The sequence below is a fragment of the Aeromonas sp. V90_14 genome, assembly GCF_029967615.1.
Classification (GTDB): Bacteria; Pseudomonadota; Gammaproteobacteria; order Enterobacterales; family Aeromonadaceae; genus Aeromonas; species Aeromonas hydrophila.
In genome coordinates this window covers 84010-99303 of the sequence record NZ_JASCAS010000046.1, presented here as the reverse complement: position 1 = coordinate 99303, position 15294 = coordinate 84010, and the positions used below count along the sequence as shown (strand labels likewise).

The following is a 15294-nucleotide window of genomic DNA, read 5'->3' as shown; positions in this document are numbered from 1 at the left end:
GGTTCGACAATGAGAATGCTCAAACCCTTGCTGCTTGGAATGCTGGTGCTGCTCACCGGTTGTCAGAAACAAGACGACGCGTCCAGGACGGGACTCATCTATTGTGCGGAAGGCTCGCCCCAGACCTTCAATCCCCAGGTCTCCAATTCCGGGGTGACCCTGGATGCCAGCTCGCGCCCGCTCTACGACCGCCTGCTGGAGGTGAATCCCAACACCCTGGCGCTGGAGGGAGGGCTCGCCACCCGCTGGAGCACCAGCGAAGACGGCCTCTTCTATACCCTGACCCTGCGCAAGGGCGTCACCTTTCACCACACGCCCTGGTTCAACCCCTCGCGTCCCCTCAACGCCGACGACGTGGTGTTCACCTGGCAGCGGCTGCTCGACAAGCAGCACCCCTATCACGACGTCTCCGGTGGCGAATACCCCTACTTCTACAGCCTGGGGCTGGATCAGCTGATCAAGCGGGTCTACAAGAAGGGCACGGATCAGGTGGTATTCGAGCTGAACCGGCCGGATGCCTCCTTCCTTGCCACCCTGGCCAGCGACTACGCCATCGTGCTCTCCGCCGAGTATGCCGGGCAGCTGCAAAAAGCCGGCACCCCGGGGCTCATCGACAGCCGTCCGGTGGGCACCGGGCCGTTCAGCTTCAAGGAGTATCGCCACAACGAATACGTGCGCTACCTGCGCCACCCCGGTTACTGGGGCGGCGAGGCCAAGATTGAGCAGCTCATCTATGACATCACCCCCAAATCGTCCAAGCGGCTGGCCAAGCTGCTGACCGGCGAGTGCGACGTGATGAGCACCCCCTCCGCCAGCCAGCTGTCGGTGATCGACCAGGATCCCGACCTCAGCCTGGCGGTGCAGTCCGGCATGAACGTCGCCTTCCTCGCCCTCAATACCCGCAAGGCGCCGTTCAACAAGGTGCAGGTACGCCAGGCCATCGCCAGCGCCATCAACATCGACAACCTGCTGCAGGCGGTCTATTTCGAGACGGGCCAGCCCGCCAACAGCCTGCTGCCGCCGCTCTCCTGGGGTTACAACCCCTCCCTGCCGATGCGCCAGCCGGATCTCAAGCGGGCGCGCCAGCTGCTCAAGGAGGCGGGACTGGAGCAAGGGTTCGAGATGCAGGTGCTGGTGCAGCCGGGCTCGCGCGCCTACAACCCGGATGCCCTCAAAACCGCCCAGCTGATGCGAAGCGATCTGGCCAAGGTCGGCATCAAGCTCAAAATCGTGCAGCAGGAGTGGCCGGTCATCGAGGCCCGCCTCGCCCAGGGCCAGTACGACAGCCTGCTCAGCGGCTGGATTGCCGACAACGCCGACCCGGACAACTTCTTTCGCCAGTTGCTGAGCTGCGCCGCCGTCGAGCGTGGCAACAACTACAGCCGCTGGTGCAGCCCGGCGTTTGATCAGCTGCTGGACGATGCGGTGACCACGCCCCAGCTGGCATTCAGGCTGCGCAACTACTACTACGCCCAGACCCTGCTCAATGAGCAGATGCCGCTCATTCCGCTGGCCCATGCCCTGCGCACCCAGGTCAGCCGCAGCGACATCGAGGGGCTCTCCCTGATGCCCTTTGGCGGCACCGTCTTCAACCAGGCCTATCGGGAGTAAGCATGTTTCTCTATATCCTGCGTCGCATCAATCTGCTGCTCATCACCCTGCTGGCGCTGACCTTCGTCGCCTACCTGCTGGACGTGCGCCTCATCGGCCAGCAGGCCAGCTTCTGGAGCGGCTACCCCGACTTCCTGCGCCGCATTCTGGACGGGGATCTGGGGCTCTCCAGCGTCTCCGGCCTGCCGGTGCTGGACGAGATCCGTCACTACTTCCCCGCCACCCTGATCCTCTGCGTGGCGGCTTTCGCCATCTCGCTGCTGGTGGGCATTCCGCTCGGCACCCTGGCGGCCCTCTCCCAGGGCAAGCCGCTCGATCTGACCATCATGACCGCCGGCCTCATCGGCTACGCGGTGCCGGTGTTCTGGCTGGCACTGCTGGTGGTGATGTTCTTCTCGCTGGATCTGGGCTGGCTGCCCGCCTCCGGCCAGATCAGCCTGCTCTATGACGTGCCCTCCATCACCGGCATCGCCCTCATCGACGTGCTGATGAGCCACGAGCCCTGGCGCCAGGCCGCCCTGCACGACGCCCTGCGCCACCTGATCCTGCCCTCGCTGGTGCTGGCGGTGGTACCCACCACCGAGGTGATCCGCCACGTGCGCAGCTCCCTCATCGACGTGATGAAGCAGAACTACATCAAGGCGGCGGCCAGCCGCGGCCTCTCCCGTCGCCAGATCGTCTGGCGTCACGGCCTCAAGAACGCCCTGCCACCGGTGCTGCCGCTGCTGGGCCTGCAACTGGGCAGCGTGCTCACCTCCGCCATGATCACCGAGGTGGTGTTCGAGTGGCACGGCATCGGCCGCTGGCTCATCAACAGCATCGCCCTGCAGGACTACGCCGCCATCCGCGGTGCCACCCTGGTGGTGGCCAGCTTCGTCATCTTCATCAGCGTCAGCACCGAGCTGCTCACCACCATCATCTACCCGGCGCGGCGCAAAGAACTCTATGCAAAACAAGACTGAACGTGCTCATGGCATGACCCGGAGCCAGGAATCCTATGCAAGACAAGACTAGCCTCTACCCCGAGCTCAAGATCCTCTCGCCGCTGGAGCAGACCTGGGCCTCCTATCGCCGCAATCCGCTGGCGATGGCAGGGCTCTGGTGCTTCGTGATCCTGCTGCTCATCACCCTGTTCGGCCCGCTGGTGGTGCCCTACGGCATCGACGAACAGCACAGTTCCCGCTTGCTGCTGGCCCCCTCCTGGGCCAACAGCGGCAACATCGATTATTTCCTCGGTACCGACGATCTGGGCCGCGACATCCTCTCCCGGCTGGTGGTGGGCGCCAGGTTCACCTTTGGCAACGCCCTGCTGGTGGTGGTGATCGCCATGGTGGCGGGTACCGCCATCGGCATCCTCGGCGGCATGAGCAAGGGGCTCAAGTCGAGCGTGCTGCACCACCTGCTCGATACCCTGCTCTCCATCCCCTCCCTGCTGCTGGCCATCATCATGGTGGCCATCCTGGGGCCGGGTCTGTTCAACACCCTGATCGCCATCACCCTGGCGCTGATCCCTCCCTTCATCCGGGCCACCTACAACGCGGTTCACACCGAGATGCAGAAGGAGTACATCATCGCCAGCCGGCTCGACGGCTCACCCCCCTTGCGCATCATGCGGCTGGCCATTTTGCCAAACATCGTCGAAACCCTGGTGGCCCAGACCACTCGCACCCTGTCGGCGGCCATCCTCGACATCTCGGCGGTGGGCTTTCTCGGCCTCGGCGCCCAGTCACCACAACCGGAATGGGGCGCCATGCTGGCCGATTCGAGCGATCTCATCTATCTCGCCCCCTGGACCGTCACCCTGCCGGGCATGGCCATCCTGTTCAGCGTGCTGGTCACCAACCTGGTTGGTGAAGGCATTCGCGAAGCGCTCAAAGAAGGGAATGACTGATGCAATGCTCTGTGCCCAAGATAGGCATGCTCACCCTTGTCCCCTGCCCATTCCTGTACGGCGTGCAGGTCAACCCATCGCTGGTTGGTGAAGGCATTCACGAAGCACTCAAAGAGGGGAACGACTGATGCCTCTGCTCGACATACGCAACCTCACCATCGAGATCGACACCCCGCAGGGCAAGGTCAAGGCGGTGGACAAGGTGAGCCTGACCCTGGCCGAGGGGGAGATCCGCGGCCTGGTGGGCGAGTCCGGCTCCGGCAAGAGTCTGGTGGCCAAGGTGATCGTCGGTATCCAGAAGGACAACTGGACGGTGCGCGCCGACCGGATGCGCTTCAACGACATGGACCTGCTGACCATGGCGCCCCGCGAGCGGCGCCGCATCATGGGCCGCGAGATCGCCATGATCTTCCAGGACCCCATCAGCTGTCTCGACCCCTCCGAGGAGATCGGCACCCAGCTGGAAGAGGCGATCCCGACCGACTCCTTCGAGGGGCAGTTCTGGCAGCGCTTCCAGTGGCGCAAGAAGAAGGCCATCGCCTTGCTGCACCGGGTCGGCGTCAAGGATCACCGCAAGGTGATGCGGGCCTACCCCCACGAGCTGTCGGACGGCATGTGCCAGAAGGTGATGATCGCCATGGCCATCGCTAATCAGCCGCGCCTGCTGGTGGCGGACGAACCCACCAGCGCCATGGAGTCCACCACCCATTCGCAGATCCTGCGGCTGCTGGACAAGATGAACAAGCTGGGCAACACCACCATCCTGATCATCAGCAACGACATCGCCGCCATCGCCAACCTGACCGACACCATCAACGTGATGTATTGCGGCCAGATGGTGGAGGTGGGCACCCGGGAGCAGATCCTGGAGACGCCGCACCACCCCTATACCGATGCGCTGCTCAAGTCGATCCCCGACTTTGACAAGCTGGTGCGCCACAAGTCGCGCCTGGAAACCCTGCCCGGCGTGATCCCGCCGCTGCAGCACCTGCCCATCGGTTGCCGGCTCGGCCCCCGCTGCCCCTACGCCCAGAAGCAGTGCGTGCAGACCCCGCTGATGAGCAAGATCAAGGGGCACCAGTTCAGCTGCCACTTCCCGTTGAACATGGAAGAGCCCAAAAAGTGAATTCAATCCCGTATCAGAGCGTGGCAGCATGCCCTCTCACCAAGGAGCCAGGACAGTGATCGAACCCTCCCTGTTGCAGGTCAGGGGCCTGTGCAAGACCTATCAGAACCGCACCGGCCTGTTTCGACGCCGGGCGGTGGAAGCCATCAAGCCGCTCTCCTTTGATCTCGAGGTGGGCCAGACCCTGGCCATCGTCGGCGAGGCCGGCTCCGGCAAGAGCACCCTGGCCCGCATTCTGGCGGGCATGATAGAGCCGAGCGGTGGCGAGATCGCCATCGAGGGGCAGCCGATGATCCACGGCGACTATCAGACCCGCTGCAAGCTGCTGCGGATGATCTTCCAGGACCCCAACTCCTCCCTCAATCGCAAGATCCGGGTCGGCCAGATCCTGGAGACGCCGCTGCGCCTCAACACCGAGATGACCGAGGAGGAGCGCCGCGACAAGGTGGTGCAGACCCTGCGCATGGTGGGCATGCTGGCGGACCACGCCCTCTTCTATCCGCAAATGCTCTCCGCCGGTCAGCAGCAGCGGGTGGCACTGGCACGGGCGCTGATCCTCAACCCCAAGATCGTGGTGGCCGACGAGGCGCTCTCTACCCTGGATATCTCGGTGCGCTCGCAGATCATCAACCTGCTGCTGGAGATGCAGGAGACCATGGGGCTGAGCTATGTGCTGGTGGCCAACGATCTGGGGGTGGTGAGCCACATCAGCGACGAGGTGCTGGTGATGCACGAAGGGCGGGTGGTGGAGCGCGGCAAGACCCTCAAGGTGTTCGCCGATCCCCAGCATGAGGTGACCCGGCGCCTCATCCAGAACTACAACAACGAATACCGCCGTTGATCCCCACCCGGCGGCTCGCCGCCGGCCCTTGCCCGCCGTTGTCGCGCATTAAAAAGAGACAAAAAAATCCCGGCTCAGGGGCCGGGAATTGCGCTCAAAAATGAATGCGTCGCTCGTAGTAGGAACGCTGCAATGGTAGGCAGCGCCCTGCCCGTCAACAACTGTCAGATCTGACAGGAAGACCGCTATGGAACCGGAACTGCGGATCCGGCGAGCGGATCAGCTCCGCCTCCACCTGGCCGAAGAAGGCCACCCGTTCACTGATGTCCTCCCCCGCATATTGCTCGGCCAGCGCCAGATAGTCCTGGTAGTGGCGCGCCTCGGAGCGCAGCAAGGAGACGTAGAAACGCCCCAGCTCCTCGTCCAGATGGGGCGCCAGCTTGGCAAACCGCTCGCAGGAGCGCGCTTCGATATAGGCGCCGATGATCAGCTTGTCGACGATGGTGGCGGGTTCGTGGGTGCGCACATGCTGCATCAGGTTGCGGGCATAGCGGGAGGCGGTCACCGGGCCATAGGGAATGTCGCGGGCCTGCATGATCTCCAGCACCTGCTCGAAGTGATGCAGCTCCTCCTGAATGAGCCGCACCATGGGAAACAGCAGCGGATTGCGCTCCAGCTCGGCAAAGACCGAGCGTTCAGACTCCCCCATGCTGCGCTTGCCGAGGATCTCGGCCTTCTCCGGAATCGCGTCCAGCTCCCGATAGAACTCCAGCTTGGGCAGCAGATGGCGCTTGCCCTTGGGCAAGCAGTAGCGGCGCACCAGGCTGTGGGCGGTGAGCGCGGCCTTGTTCTCGCAGTTGGCGTGATCGATGAGCAGGGTCGGCAACCAGGCAGGATCCCGCGCCATCTCGATCCACGCATCCGGGGTCTCGCAGTGCAAAAACTGGCGCACGGGGGCTAGCAGGTCATCCATCTGAATTCTCGTCTGTTCGGGTTGATACGGCGGCGGCCCATGCTAGCGGATCCCGCCGTCACTGCCCATAGCTGCGGGTACAAACGCTGTTTTTTCAAGCAGATGCGGGCCCTTTTCAGCGAGCGGAAACAACAATGGGGGCCAGGGCCCCCATCTCGTTGCAACACGTCAGCGTGGAAAACGTTTAACTGCCTTCGTTAAAAATTTCCAGGTTGCTGGTGCCTTCCTGCCACTCGCGCACCGCCTTGTTGTCATCGCTGCGCATGGCGTTAAGGTGGTCGAGGTAGGATTGATCCACGTCGGAGGTGACGTAATGGCCGTTGAACACCGAGGTCTCGAAGTGGCGCAGCTCGGGGTTGATCTCCCGCACCGCCGCTTCCAGATCTTCCAGATCCTGGAAGATGAGGCCGTCGGCGCCAATCAGCTTGCACACCTCTTCCACTTCCCGGCCGTGGGCGATCAGCTCGTTGGCGGTGGGCATGTCAATGCCGTAGACGTTGGGGAAGCGAATTTCCGGCGCCGCCGAGGCGAAGTAGACCTTGGCTGCCCCCGCTTCACGGGCCATCTGGATGATCTGCTCGGAAGTGGTACCACGCACTATGCTGTCGTCCACCAGCAACACCTTCTTGCCCTTGAACTCGGAGCTGATGGCATTGAGCTTGCGGCGCACCGACTTCTTGCGCTGGGTCTGGCCCGGCATGATAAAGGTACGGCCGATGTAGCGGTTCTTCACGAAGCCCTGACGGTACGGCAAGTCCAGGGTGTGGGCGATCTCCAGCGCCACGTCGCAGGAGGTCTCCGGGATGGGGATGACCACGTCCACGTCGAGATCTTCCCACTCGCGGGCAATCTTCTGGCCCAGCTTGCGGCCCATGTTGAGGCGGGCGGCATAGACCGACACCTTGTCGATGCACGAATCAGGGCGAGCGAAGTAGACGTATTCGAAGATGCAGGAGCTCATCTGCGGGTTCTCCGCACACTGCTCGGAGAAGAGCTGGCCCTGCTCGGTGATGTAGATGGCCTCCCCCGGCGCGACGTCGCGCACCGTCTCGAAACCGATGGCGTCAAGCGCCACGCTCTCGGAGGCGAGCATGTACTCCACCTGCCCCTGCTCGTCGACCCGGCGGCCCAGGATCAGCGGGCGAATGCCGTTAGGGTCGCGAAAACCGATGAGGCCGTGGCCGATCACCAGGGAGACCACGGCATAGGCGCCGCGGATCTGCTGGTGCACCTTGCGCACCGCCGAGAAGATGTCTTCCGGGCGCAGCGCCATCTTGTCGCAGAGATCCAGCTCGTGCGCCAGCACGTTCAGCAGCACCTCGGAGTCCGAGGTGGTGTTGATGTGGCGACGGGCCACCTTGAACTGCTGCTCCTTGAGCTCTTTGGCGTTGGTGAGGTTGCCGTTGTGGGCCAGCACCATGCCGTAGGGGGAGTTCACGTAAAAAGGTTGGGCTTCAGCGGCACTGGAGCTGCCTGCGGTGGGATATCTGACATGTCCTATGCCGATATGCCCTTTCAAGCGCTGCATGTGACGCACTTCAAACACGTCCTTCACCAGGCCGTTGGCCTTGCGTTGCCGGAAGTTTCCACTGTCAATGGTCACGATCCCGGCGGCATCCTGTCCCCTGTGCTGCAACACCGTCAAGGCGTCGTAGAGGGCCTGATTGACGGGGGTGGTGCCAACTATACCGACAATACCACACATGTCTTTGCTACCTCGAAGTCACTATACCTGTTTAAGAAAACTCGATGAGTTCAGCATGAACCCAAAAAACCACTGGATGACCGGCTTGAACTCGGGCACCAGCTTGGACGCCGTCCACCAGTCGCTCTGGGAGAGATTGGTGAAGGTATCCATGAAAAAAAGCAGGGCACTGACGATCAGTACCCCGCGGATAGCGCCAAAACAGATGCCGAGCACCCGATCGGTCCCGGACAGCCCCGTCTTGTCCACCAGCAGACCCACCACGTAGTTCACCACGCTGCCAAGGATCAGGGTCGCCACGAACAGGGCGGCGATGGCCAGGCCGTTGCGCACCAGCGGGTCGCTGAAGGAGGTGAAGTAGATGGCGAGATCCGAATAGAAATGGCTGGCGATGAAGAAGGCGACGAACCAGGTGACAAGGGACATGGCCTCCTTGACGAAGCCGCGCACCAGGCTGATGAGAGCAGAGAAACCGACGATGCCGATGATGGCGTAATCAATCCAGACCATAGAAAAAGATGTCCTGCGAAATTGCGGCGCAGTCTAACAAAAACGATTGCGCAATGCTTGATAAAAATGTGTTAACGGTTCAAACAGGCGGCGAACCAGCGCATTCACTGCCCATTGAAACGGTTGACCGACGCCATAATGCACAACGCCATGGCATGCCATGGCGTTGTCGTCTGCAATGAGCGCTTACCCTATGTGGGTCAGGCCGCCCATGTAGGATTGCAGCGCCGCCGGGATGGCGATGCGGCCGTCTTCCTGCTGGTAGTTCTCGATCACCGCCACCAGGGTGCGACCCACCGCCAGGCCGGAGCCATTCAGGGTGTGCAGCAGCTGCGGCTTGCCATCGATGCGCACGCGAGCCTGCATGCGGCGCGCTTGGAAGTCGGTGCAGTTGGAGACGGAGGAGATCTCACGGTAGGTGTTCTGGGCCGGCAGCCACACTTCCAAATCGTAGGTCTTGGCGGCGCAGAAGCCCATGTCACCAGTGGAGAGCGCCATCACGCGATACGGCAGCTCCAGCAGCTGCAGCACCTTCTCGGCGTGACCCGCCATCTCTTCCAGCGCTTCCCAGGATTTCTCCGGGTGCACCAACTGTACCATCTCGACCTTGTCGAACTGGTGCATGCGGATGAGGCCACGGGTATCACGACCGTAGGAGCCGGCTTCGGAACGGAAGCAGGGGCTGTGGGCGGTCATCTTGATGGGCAGTTCCTGCTCGTCAAAGATCTCGTCGCGGGCCATGTTGGTGAGCGGCACTTCGGAGGTCGGGATCAGGGAGAACTTACGTACCTTGCCCTCTTCTTCCCCTTCGCCGTCGATGCCGGTATTGAACAGGTCCTGGGAGAACTTGGGCAGCTGGCCGGTGCCGTACAGGCTGTCCGGGTTGACCAGATAGGGCACGTAGCACTCGGTGTAACCGTGCTGTAGGGTGTGCAGGTCCAGCATGAACTGGGCCAGGGCACGGTGCAGACGGGCAATCTGGCCCTTCATCACCACGAAACGGGAGCCGGAGAGCTTGACGCCGTTCTTGAAGTCAACGCCCTTGGCCGCTTCACCCAGATCGATGTGATCGCGTACCGGGAAGCTGAACTCGCGCGGGGTGCCCCAGCGGCGCACTTCCACGTTGTCGTTCTCGTCACGGCCAACCGGGGTGGTGTCGCTCGGCAGGTTGGGGATGGCGTCTGCGATGACCTTCAGCTCGGCCAGCAGGGCATCCAGCTCGACCTTGCTGGTCTCGAGCTCTTCGTTGATCTTGGTGACCTCGGCCTTGAGCGGGGCAACATCTTCGCCGCGACGGGCAGCCTCACCGATGGATTTGGAGCGGGCGTTGCGCTCGGCCTGCAGCTCCTGGGTACGGGACTGCAGATCCTTGCGTTTCTCTTCCAGAGCATTGACAGCCGCTACGTCCAGAACGTAGCCACGTGTCGCCAGACGAGCGGCAGCTTCGGCGATATCGCTGCGCAGATATTTGGGATCCAGCATGGTTTACCTACTTTTTTAAAATGGGATCTGGGCCTGAGTCATCATGACGGGCTGGAAAACAGATCCGGAAGTTAACATCGGTTGGCGCACCCCTGTCGTCTTTCAGAATCGGGCCTATGGTGAGCAGGCCTTCGAAATCAAGAAGATGGCACCAGGCCAAGACAAGCGGGGTCAGAGGGCCAGTGTATCAGACCGCCCCCCCGCCCGAACAGGGACTATTGCGCCCGTTTTGCCCTGTTTTCCGGGGGATGACGACCTGGATCAAATCGGCTGACCAATTAACGCGCAACCAGGCAAGACAGACCCGGGAGAGCCTCGCTACCAGCCGCCATCGCACCACTATTTGTCCCGTTGCCGCGGGCTCTGCCGATCCAGCTCATGCAGATAGTCGAGCTTCTGGGCTATCTGCTTTTCAAGACCGCGCTCGGTGGGCTGATAGTACTGCTTGCCGGCCAGCTCGGGCGGGAAGTACTGCTCACCGGCGGCATAGGCACCGGGCTCGTCGTGGGCGTAACGGTACTCGGCGCCATAGCCCAGCTCGCTCATCAGCTTGGTCGGTGCGTTGCGCAGGTGCGGCGGCACCTCGAAGTCCGGCAGATTCTTGGCGTCGTGAAGCGCCGCCTTCCAGGCGGTGTAGACCGCATTGCTCTTGGGCGCGCAGGCGAGATAGACGATCGCCTGGGCGATGGCCCGCTCCCCTTCCGCCGGCCCGATGCGGTGGAAGCAGTCCCAGGCCGAGAGCGCCACCTGCATGGCACGGGGATCGGCGTTGCCCACGTCCTCGGAGGCAATCGCCAGCAGCCGGCGCGCAATATAGAGCGGATCGCAACCGGCGCTCACCATGCGGGCATACCAGTAGAGCGCCGCATCCGGCGCCGAGCCGCGAATAGACTTGTGCACCGCCGAGATGAGGTCGTAGAAGTGATCGCCCCCCTTGTCGAAGCGCGCTACGTGCTCCCCCACCACGGCGGCCAGCAGGGTGCTGTCGATAAGCCTGTGGCCGCTGCCGTCGGGCTCGGCCATGTCGGCCAGCAGCTCCAGGTAGTTGAGGGACTTGCGCCCGTCCCCATCCACTGCCTTGGCCAGCGCCTCCTTCACCCCGGGGGCGAAGGTCAGCGCCGGATCATTGAGCCCGCGAGCATCCTGCATCGCCTGATCGATGAGGGTGAGGATATCCTCCTCCTCCAGTCGTTTGAGCAGATAGACCCGGGCCCGGGAGAGCAGCGCGTTGTTGAGTTCAAACGAGGGGTTTTCGGTGGTGGCGCCGATAAAGGTGATGGTGCCGTCTTCGATGTGAGGCAGGAACACATCCTGCTGGCTCTTGTTGAAACGGTGTACCTCGTCCACGAACAGGATGGTGCGCACCCCACGCCAGCTGTTCTCCTTGGCCTTGTCGATGGCGGCGCGGATCTCCTTGATACCGGAGGTGACCGCCGAGAGCCGCTCGACCTCGGCCTGGCAGTAGTGCGCCATCAGTTCGGCCAGCGTGGTCTTGCCGGTGCCGGGAGGCCCCCACAGGATCATGGAGTGACAGTGGCCGGCCAGGATCGCTTTGCGCAGGGGCTTGTCAGGCCCCAAGATATGTTGCTGACCGATATACTGCTCGAGGGTTTGCGGCCGCATCCGGGCCGCCAGCGGACGAAAGTCCGACGAAAAATCCAGCGACAAGTTGCTCATCTGTTTTGACCGTTCAGTATCACGCATACCGCCATGGAAAAACGGCCCGACGAGACATCCAACAAGAGGTTACTCATCGGTATTGACCCCCAGCGTCATGTCCGTCGACATTGACCGACGGACCGACCAGAAATCCAGCGACCGTCTGCTCATCAGCGCTGATCGTCCAGCGCGACCCCCTTCGGGATTTTGAAGACAAATTCGTTGCCCTTGAGCACCGGCTTGCGATTGAAGTTGCTCAGGGTGAACTCGCTCCACTGGCCCTGGGCCTCTTTCACGTCGAAGCGGCTGATGTTGTTCTGCCTGTCGAAGGTGATGCGGAATGAGGCGATCAGTTCGTCCTGATTGCGACTGTTGACGGTATAGACATCCCCTTCCTGGGTCACGTCATAGTTCTTCCAGAGGCTGTTGTCGTTGCCAGCGATCAGCACGAAGGGGGTGTTGAGCACGGCATCCTTCATCTTGAGAGCGGTCACCTGCTCGACGAAGGGATCATAGACCCAGACATTCTTGCCATCGGCTACGATCAGGCTTTCGTCCGGCGAGGTGGTGTGCCAGTTGAAGCGATTGGGGCGCTGCACCAGCAGATCGCCACCGGCGCGCTGCAGCTCCTTGCCCTTGCTGTCATAGACGGTCTGGGCAAACTTGGCGGAGAAGAGGCTCACCCCCGCCAGCTTCTGCTTGAGATCGCTGGCCGCGTCGGCCCACACCTGGCTGCTGGCAACCAGCAGCACAGTGCCCATCAACAGTTGTTTTTTCATCATGCTTTTCATAACGGCTATCTCGATAAAAGGCCACGCCCGCAGGGGGCATGGCCAGGATGATAGAGGGGTGAGGCTTAGTCACGTACCGGTGGTGGGGCCAGCACATCGCGCTGACCATTGCCGCCCGGGGCGCTGACGATGCCCTGGTTTTCCATCTGCTCGATGAGACGGGCCGCCCGGTTGTAACCAATCTTGAACTTGCGTTGCACGCTGGAGGTCGAGCCGCGGCGCGATTCCACCACGAAGGCCACCGCCTCGTCGAACAGGGGGTCGAGCTCTTCGTCGTCACCACCGCCATATTCGCCGCTGCCGCCCTCGCCGCCGGATTCACCGGAGAGGATCTCCTCGATGTAGTTCGGCTCGCCGCGCAGTTTCCAGTCCGCCACCACCTTGTGTACCTCGTGGTCGTCGACAAAGGCACCGTGCACCCGGGTCGGGTTGGAGGTACCGGCCGGCATGTAGAGCATGTCGCCCATGCCGAGCAGGGATTCGGCACCGCCCTGATCGATGATGGTACGGGAGTCGATCTTGCTCGACACCTGGAACGAGATACGGGTCGGGATGTTGGCCTTGATGAGACCGGTAATGACATCCACCGACGGACGCTGGGTCGCCAGGATCAGGTGAATACCTGCCGCCCGCGCCTTCTGGGCGATACGGGCGATCAGCTCCTCCACCTTCTTGCCGACGATCATCATCATGTCGGCAAACTCGTCCACCACCACCACGATGTGGGGCAGTTTTTCCAGCTCAGGCGGCATCTGATCCATGGAGTCGCCCGGACGCCACAGCGGATCCAGCAGGGGTTCCCCCTCCTCGATGGCCGCCAGCACCTTGTCGTTGTAGCCCTTGAGGTTGCGCACCCCGACCGCCGACATCAGTTTGTAGCGACGCTCCATCTCGCCCACGCACCAGCGCAGGGCGTTGGCTGCGTCCTTCATGTCGGTCACCACCTCGGTCAGCAGATGGGGGATCCCCTCGTAGACCGACAGCTCCAGCATCTTGGGGTCGATCATGATGAAGCGCAGATCGTCCGGCGTCGACTTGTAGAGCATGGAGATGATCATGGTGTTCACCCCCACCGATTTACCGGAGCCGGTGGTACCGGCCACCAGCAGGTGGGGCATCTTGGCGAGGTTCACCACCACGGGTTCGCCGGCGATGTCCTGACCCAGCCCCATGGTGAGCGGGTTGCGGCTGCCCGAGAACGCCTCGCAGTCGAGGGTCTCGCGCAGGTAGACGGTCTGACGCACCCGGTTGGGCAGCTCGATCCCGACGAAAGTCTTGCCCGGGATCACTTCCACCACCCGCACGCTGCTGGCCGACAGAGAGCGGGCCAGATCGCGGGAGAGGTTGGTGATCTTGCTCGCCTTCATGCCAGGCGCCAGATCCAGCTCGAAACGGGTGATGACGGGGCCTGGATAGACACCCACCACCTTGGCCTGCACGTTGTAGTCGGCCAGTTTCGCCTCCACCAGTCGGCCCATGCGCTCCAGCTCGTCCTTGCTCATCATCTGGGTCTTGGCGGGCGGACGGTCCAGCAGCTCGATGCTGGGCAAGGGTGGCAGCCCAGGTTGCAGGCGGCGCTTGGGCTTGCCGGGCGTGGGAGCCGCCGGTGCTGGCGCCTCCTCATCTCCTTCCGCCCAGGGCAGATCCAGATCATCGTCCTCGTCATCGGCCGTGACCAGGGCTGGCTGACGACGAGCGCCGTTGGTGGCTGCTCGCTTGGCCTTGGCCACGGGGGCCGGCTCGTCATCTTCATCGTCAAACTGCGGATCGAACTGGAAGGTATCCTCATCAAGCTCGGGCAGCCACTCATCGGACTTGGCCTTCTGGCTCTTGGTTGCGGCTTTTTCCTTGGGACGACGGGTCCAGCTGGAGTGCGGTTCATCTTCCTCGTCATCGAGTTCGATGGCCCCCACGCCCCCTTCCAGCAAGGGATCCGGCCCCTCAACGCGCGGCTGGCGCCAGCCACCGGTCAGCCAGCGGCCAAGGGTGGTGGGAAAATGGTAAACGGCGCTGACCGAACCGGTGCAGGCGGCCCCGATCCGCTCGACGATGGTCAGCCAGGACCAGCCGGTGAACAGGGTGATGCCGGTGGCCACGAAGCAGAGCAGCATCAGGTTGGCACCGACCCCGCCAAACAGCGGCACCACGGCGGAGGAGATCACGTCCCCCACCAGGCCGCCGGCGGAAAAATTCTGCAGATCATTGAAGTTCATGCTGGCAATGGCGGACATGCCGAGCACGGTCAGCACGAAGCCGACGATGCGCACCGACAGGGTGAGGTAATCCACATCAAGCAGCCGGCTTGGACGCCAGAACAGGCTCCAGCCCAGCAGGACGACCAGGGGGGGAACCAGATAGGAAAACGCCCCGAAGGTAAACATGGTGATGTCGGCGAGCCAGGCCCCCGCGCTGCCGGCGAGGTTTTTCACCTCCCCTTGCCAGGAGGTCTGGGACCAACCGGGATCGGCGGGGTGGTAGGACAACAGGGCAAGCAAGAGATAGGCAGCCATCAGGGTGATGGCGATCAAGACGGCTTCGAAGATCCGTTGTGTACCTGATAAAGGAGTAAACAGCTTTTTATCGGCCAAACTCCGGCTCCTTTCTGAAAACATGTAATGCAGGGGGATAAGGGGGCCTAGTATCCCTGAAAAGCCCACCGGTTGTCAGCCCGTGCCTGGCGTGGCGGCCATATTCACAACCGACTCGATAAGAAGAAACGAGCGGACCGGCCGCTCGTTTCTGAATGTCGTGACTTGTCGCAAGGC

General features: G+C 62.5%; 13 protein-coding genes. 6 read left to right on the top strand and 7 right to left on the bottom strand.

Annotated elements, in window-relative coordinates; genetic code table 11:
- Positions 1-15: 15 nt before the first annotated feature.
- Genes sapA through QLG02_RS19860 form a run of 6 tightly spaced genes read left to right on the top strand, consistent with a single transcriptional unit; the run spans position 16 to position 5469 of the window.
- A complete protein-coding gene (gene sapA, locus QLG02_RS19885; protein ID WP_045524999.1) occupies positions 16-1611 on the top strand; it encodes an ABC transporter substrate-binding protein SapA in 1596 nt (531 codons plus the stop codon).
- Between the two features lie 2 nt (positions 1612-1613).
- Complete coding sequence (locus QLG02_RS19880) at positions 1614-2573, top strand: ABC transporter permease subunit (protein ID WP_011705751.1); 960 nt, start codon at positions 1614-1616, stop codon at positions 2571-2573.
- A gap of 35 nt (positions 2574-2608) precedes the next feature.
- Positions 2609-3502 (top strand): ABC transporter permease subunit, encoded by an 894-nt coding sequence (locus tag QLG02_RS19875; protein ID WP_016350464.1) that lies wholly within the window; start codon positions 2609-2611, stop codon positions 3500-3502.
- Positions 3502-3630, top strand: a complete 129-nt coding sequence (locus QLG02_RS19870; protein ID WP_282465966.1) for a hypothetical protein — start codon at positions 3502-3504, stop codon at positions 3628-3630. The genes QLG02_RS19875 and QLG02_RS19870 overlap by 1 nt, the downstream gene beginning before the upstream one ends.
- Positions 3630-4628 carry an oligopeptide/dipeptide ABC transporter ATP-binding protein gene (locus tag QLG02_RS19865; protein ID WP_005300065.1) on the top strand — a complete coding sequence of 333 codons (999 nt, stop codon included), beginning with the start codon at positions 3630-3632 and terminating at the stop codon, positions 4626-4628. Before QLG02_RS19870 ends, QLG02_RS19865 begins: the two co-directional genes overlap by 1 nt.
- Before the next feature lie 55 nt (positions 4629-4683).
- Positions 4684-5469 carry an ATP-binding cassette domain-containing protein gene (locus tag QLG02_RS19860; protein ID WP_011705748.1) on the top strand — a complete coding sequence of 262 codons (786 nt, stop codon included), beginning with the start codon at positions 4684-4686 and terminating at the stop codon, positions 5467-5469.
- Between the two features lie 154 nt (positions 5470-5623).
- On the opposite strand, the gene miaE is transcribed toward QLG02_RS19860, so the two are convergent.
- From miaE to QLG02_RS19825, 7 genes are all read right to left on the bottom strand, one after another.
- Positions 5624-6382 (bottom strand): tRNA isopentenyl-2-thiomethyl-A-37 hydroxylase MiaE, encoded by a 759-nt coding sequence (gene miaE / locus QLG02_RS19855; protein ID WP_011705747.1) that lies wholly within the window; start codon positions 6380-6382, stop codon positions 5624-5626.
- A 184-nt stretch (positions 6383-6566) separates the two neighbouring features.
- Positions 6567-8087, bottom strand: a complete 1521-nt coding sequence (gene purF / locus QLG02_RS19850) for an amidophosphoribosyltransferase (protein WP_011705746.1) — start codon at positions 8085-8087, stop codon at positions 6567-6569.
- Positions 8088-8108: 21 nt separating this feature from the next.
- A complete protein-coding gene (locus tag QLG02_RS19845; protein WP_011705745.1) occupies positions 8109-8597 on the bottom strand; it encodes a CvpA family protein in 489 nt (162 codons plus the stop codon).
- A gap of 186 nt (positions 8598-8783) precedes the next feature.
- The gene (gene serS / locus QLG02_RS19840; protein WP_011705744.1) at positions 8784-10079 is read right to left on the bottom strand and encodes a serine--tRNA ligase; all 1296 of its coding nucleotides are present in this window, start codon (positions 10077-10079) and stop codon (positions 8784-8786) included.
- A 339-nt stretch (positions 10080-10418) separates the two neighbouring features.
- Complete coding sequence (locus QLG02_RS19835; RefSeq protein WP_282465965.1) at positions 10419-11756, bottom strand: replication-associated recombination protein A; 1338 nt, start codon at positions 11754-11756, stop codon at positions 10419-10421.
- 152 nt (positions 11757-11908) lie between these two features.
- Positions 11909-12517: an outer membrane lipoprotein chaperone LolA gene (gene lolA, locus QLG02_RS19830; RefSeq protein ID WP_282465964.1), complete on the bottom strand. Its 609-nt coding sequence runs from the start codon at positions 12515-12517 to the stop codon at positions 11909-11911.
- 77 nt (positions 12518-12594) lie between these two features.
- Complete coding sequence (locus tag QLG02_RS19825; RefSeq protein ID WP_043163187.1) at positions 12595-15117, bottom strand: DNA translocase FtsK; 2523 nt, start codon at positions 15115-15117, stop codon at positions 12595-12597.
- Positions 15118-15294: the final 177 nt, after the last annotated feature.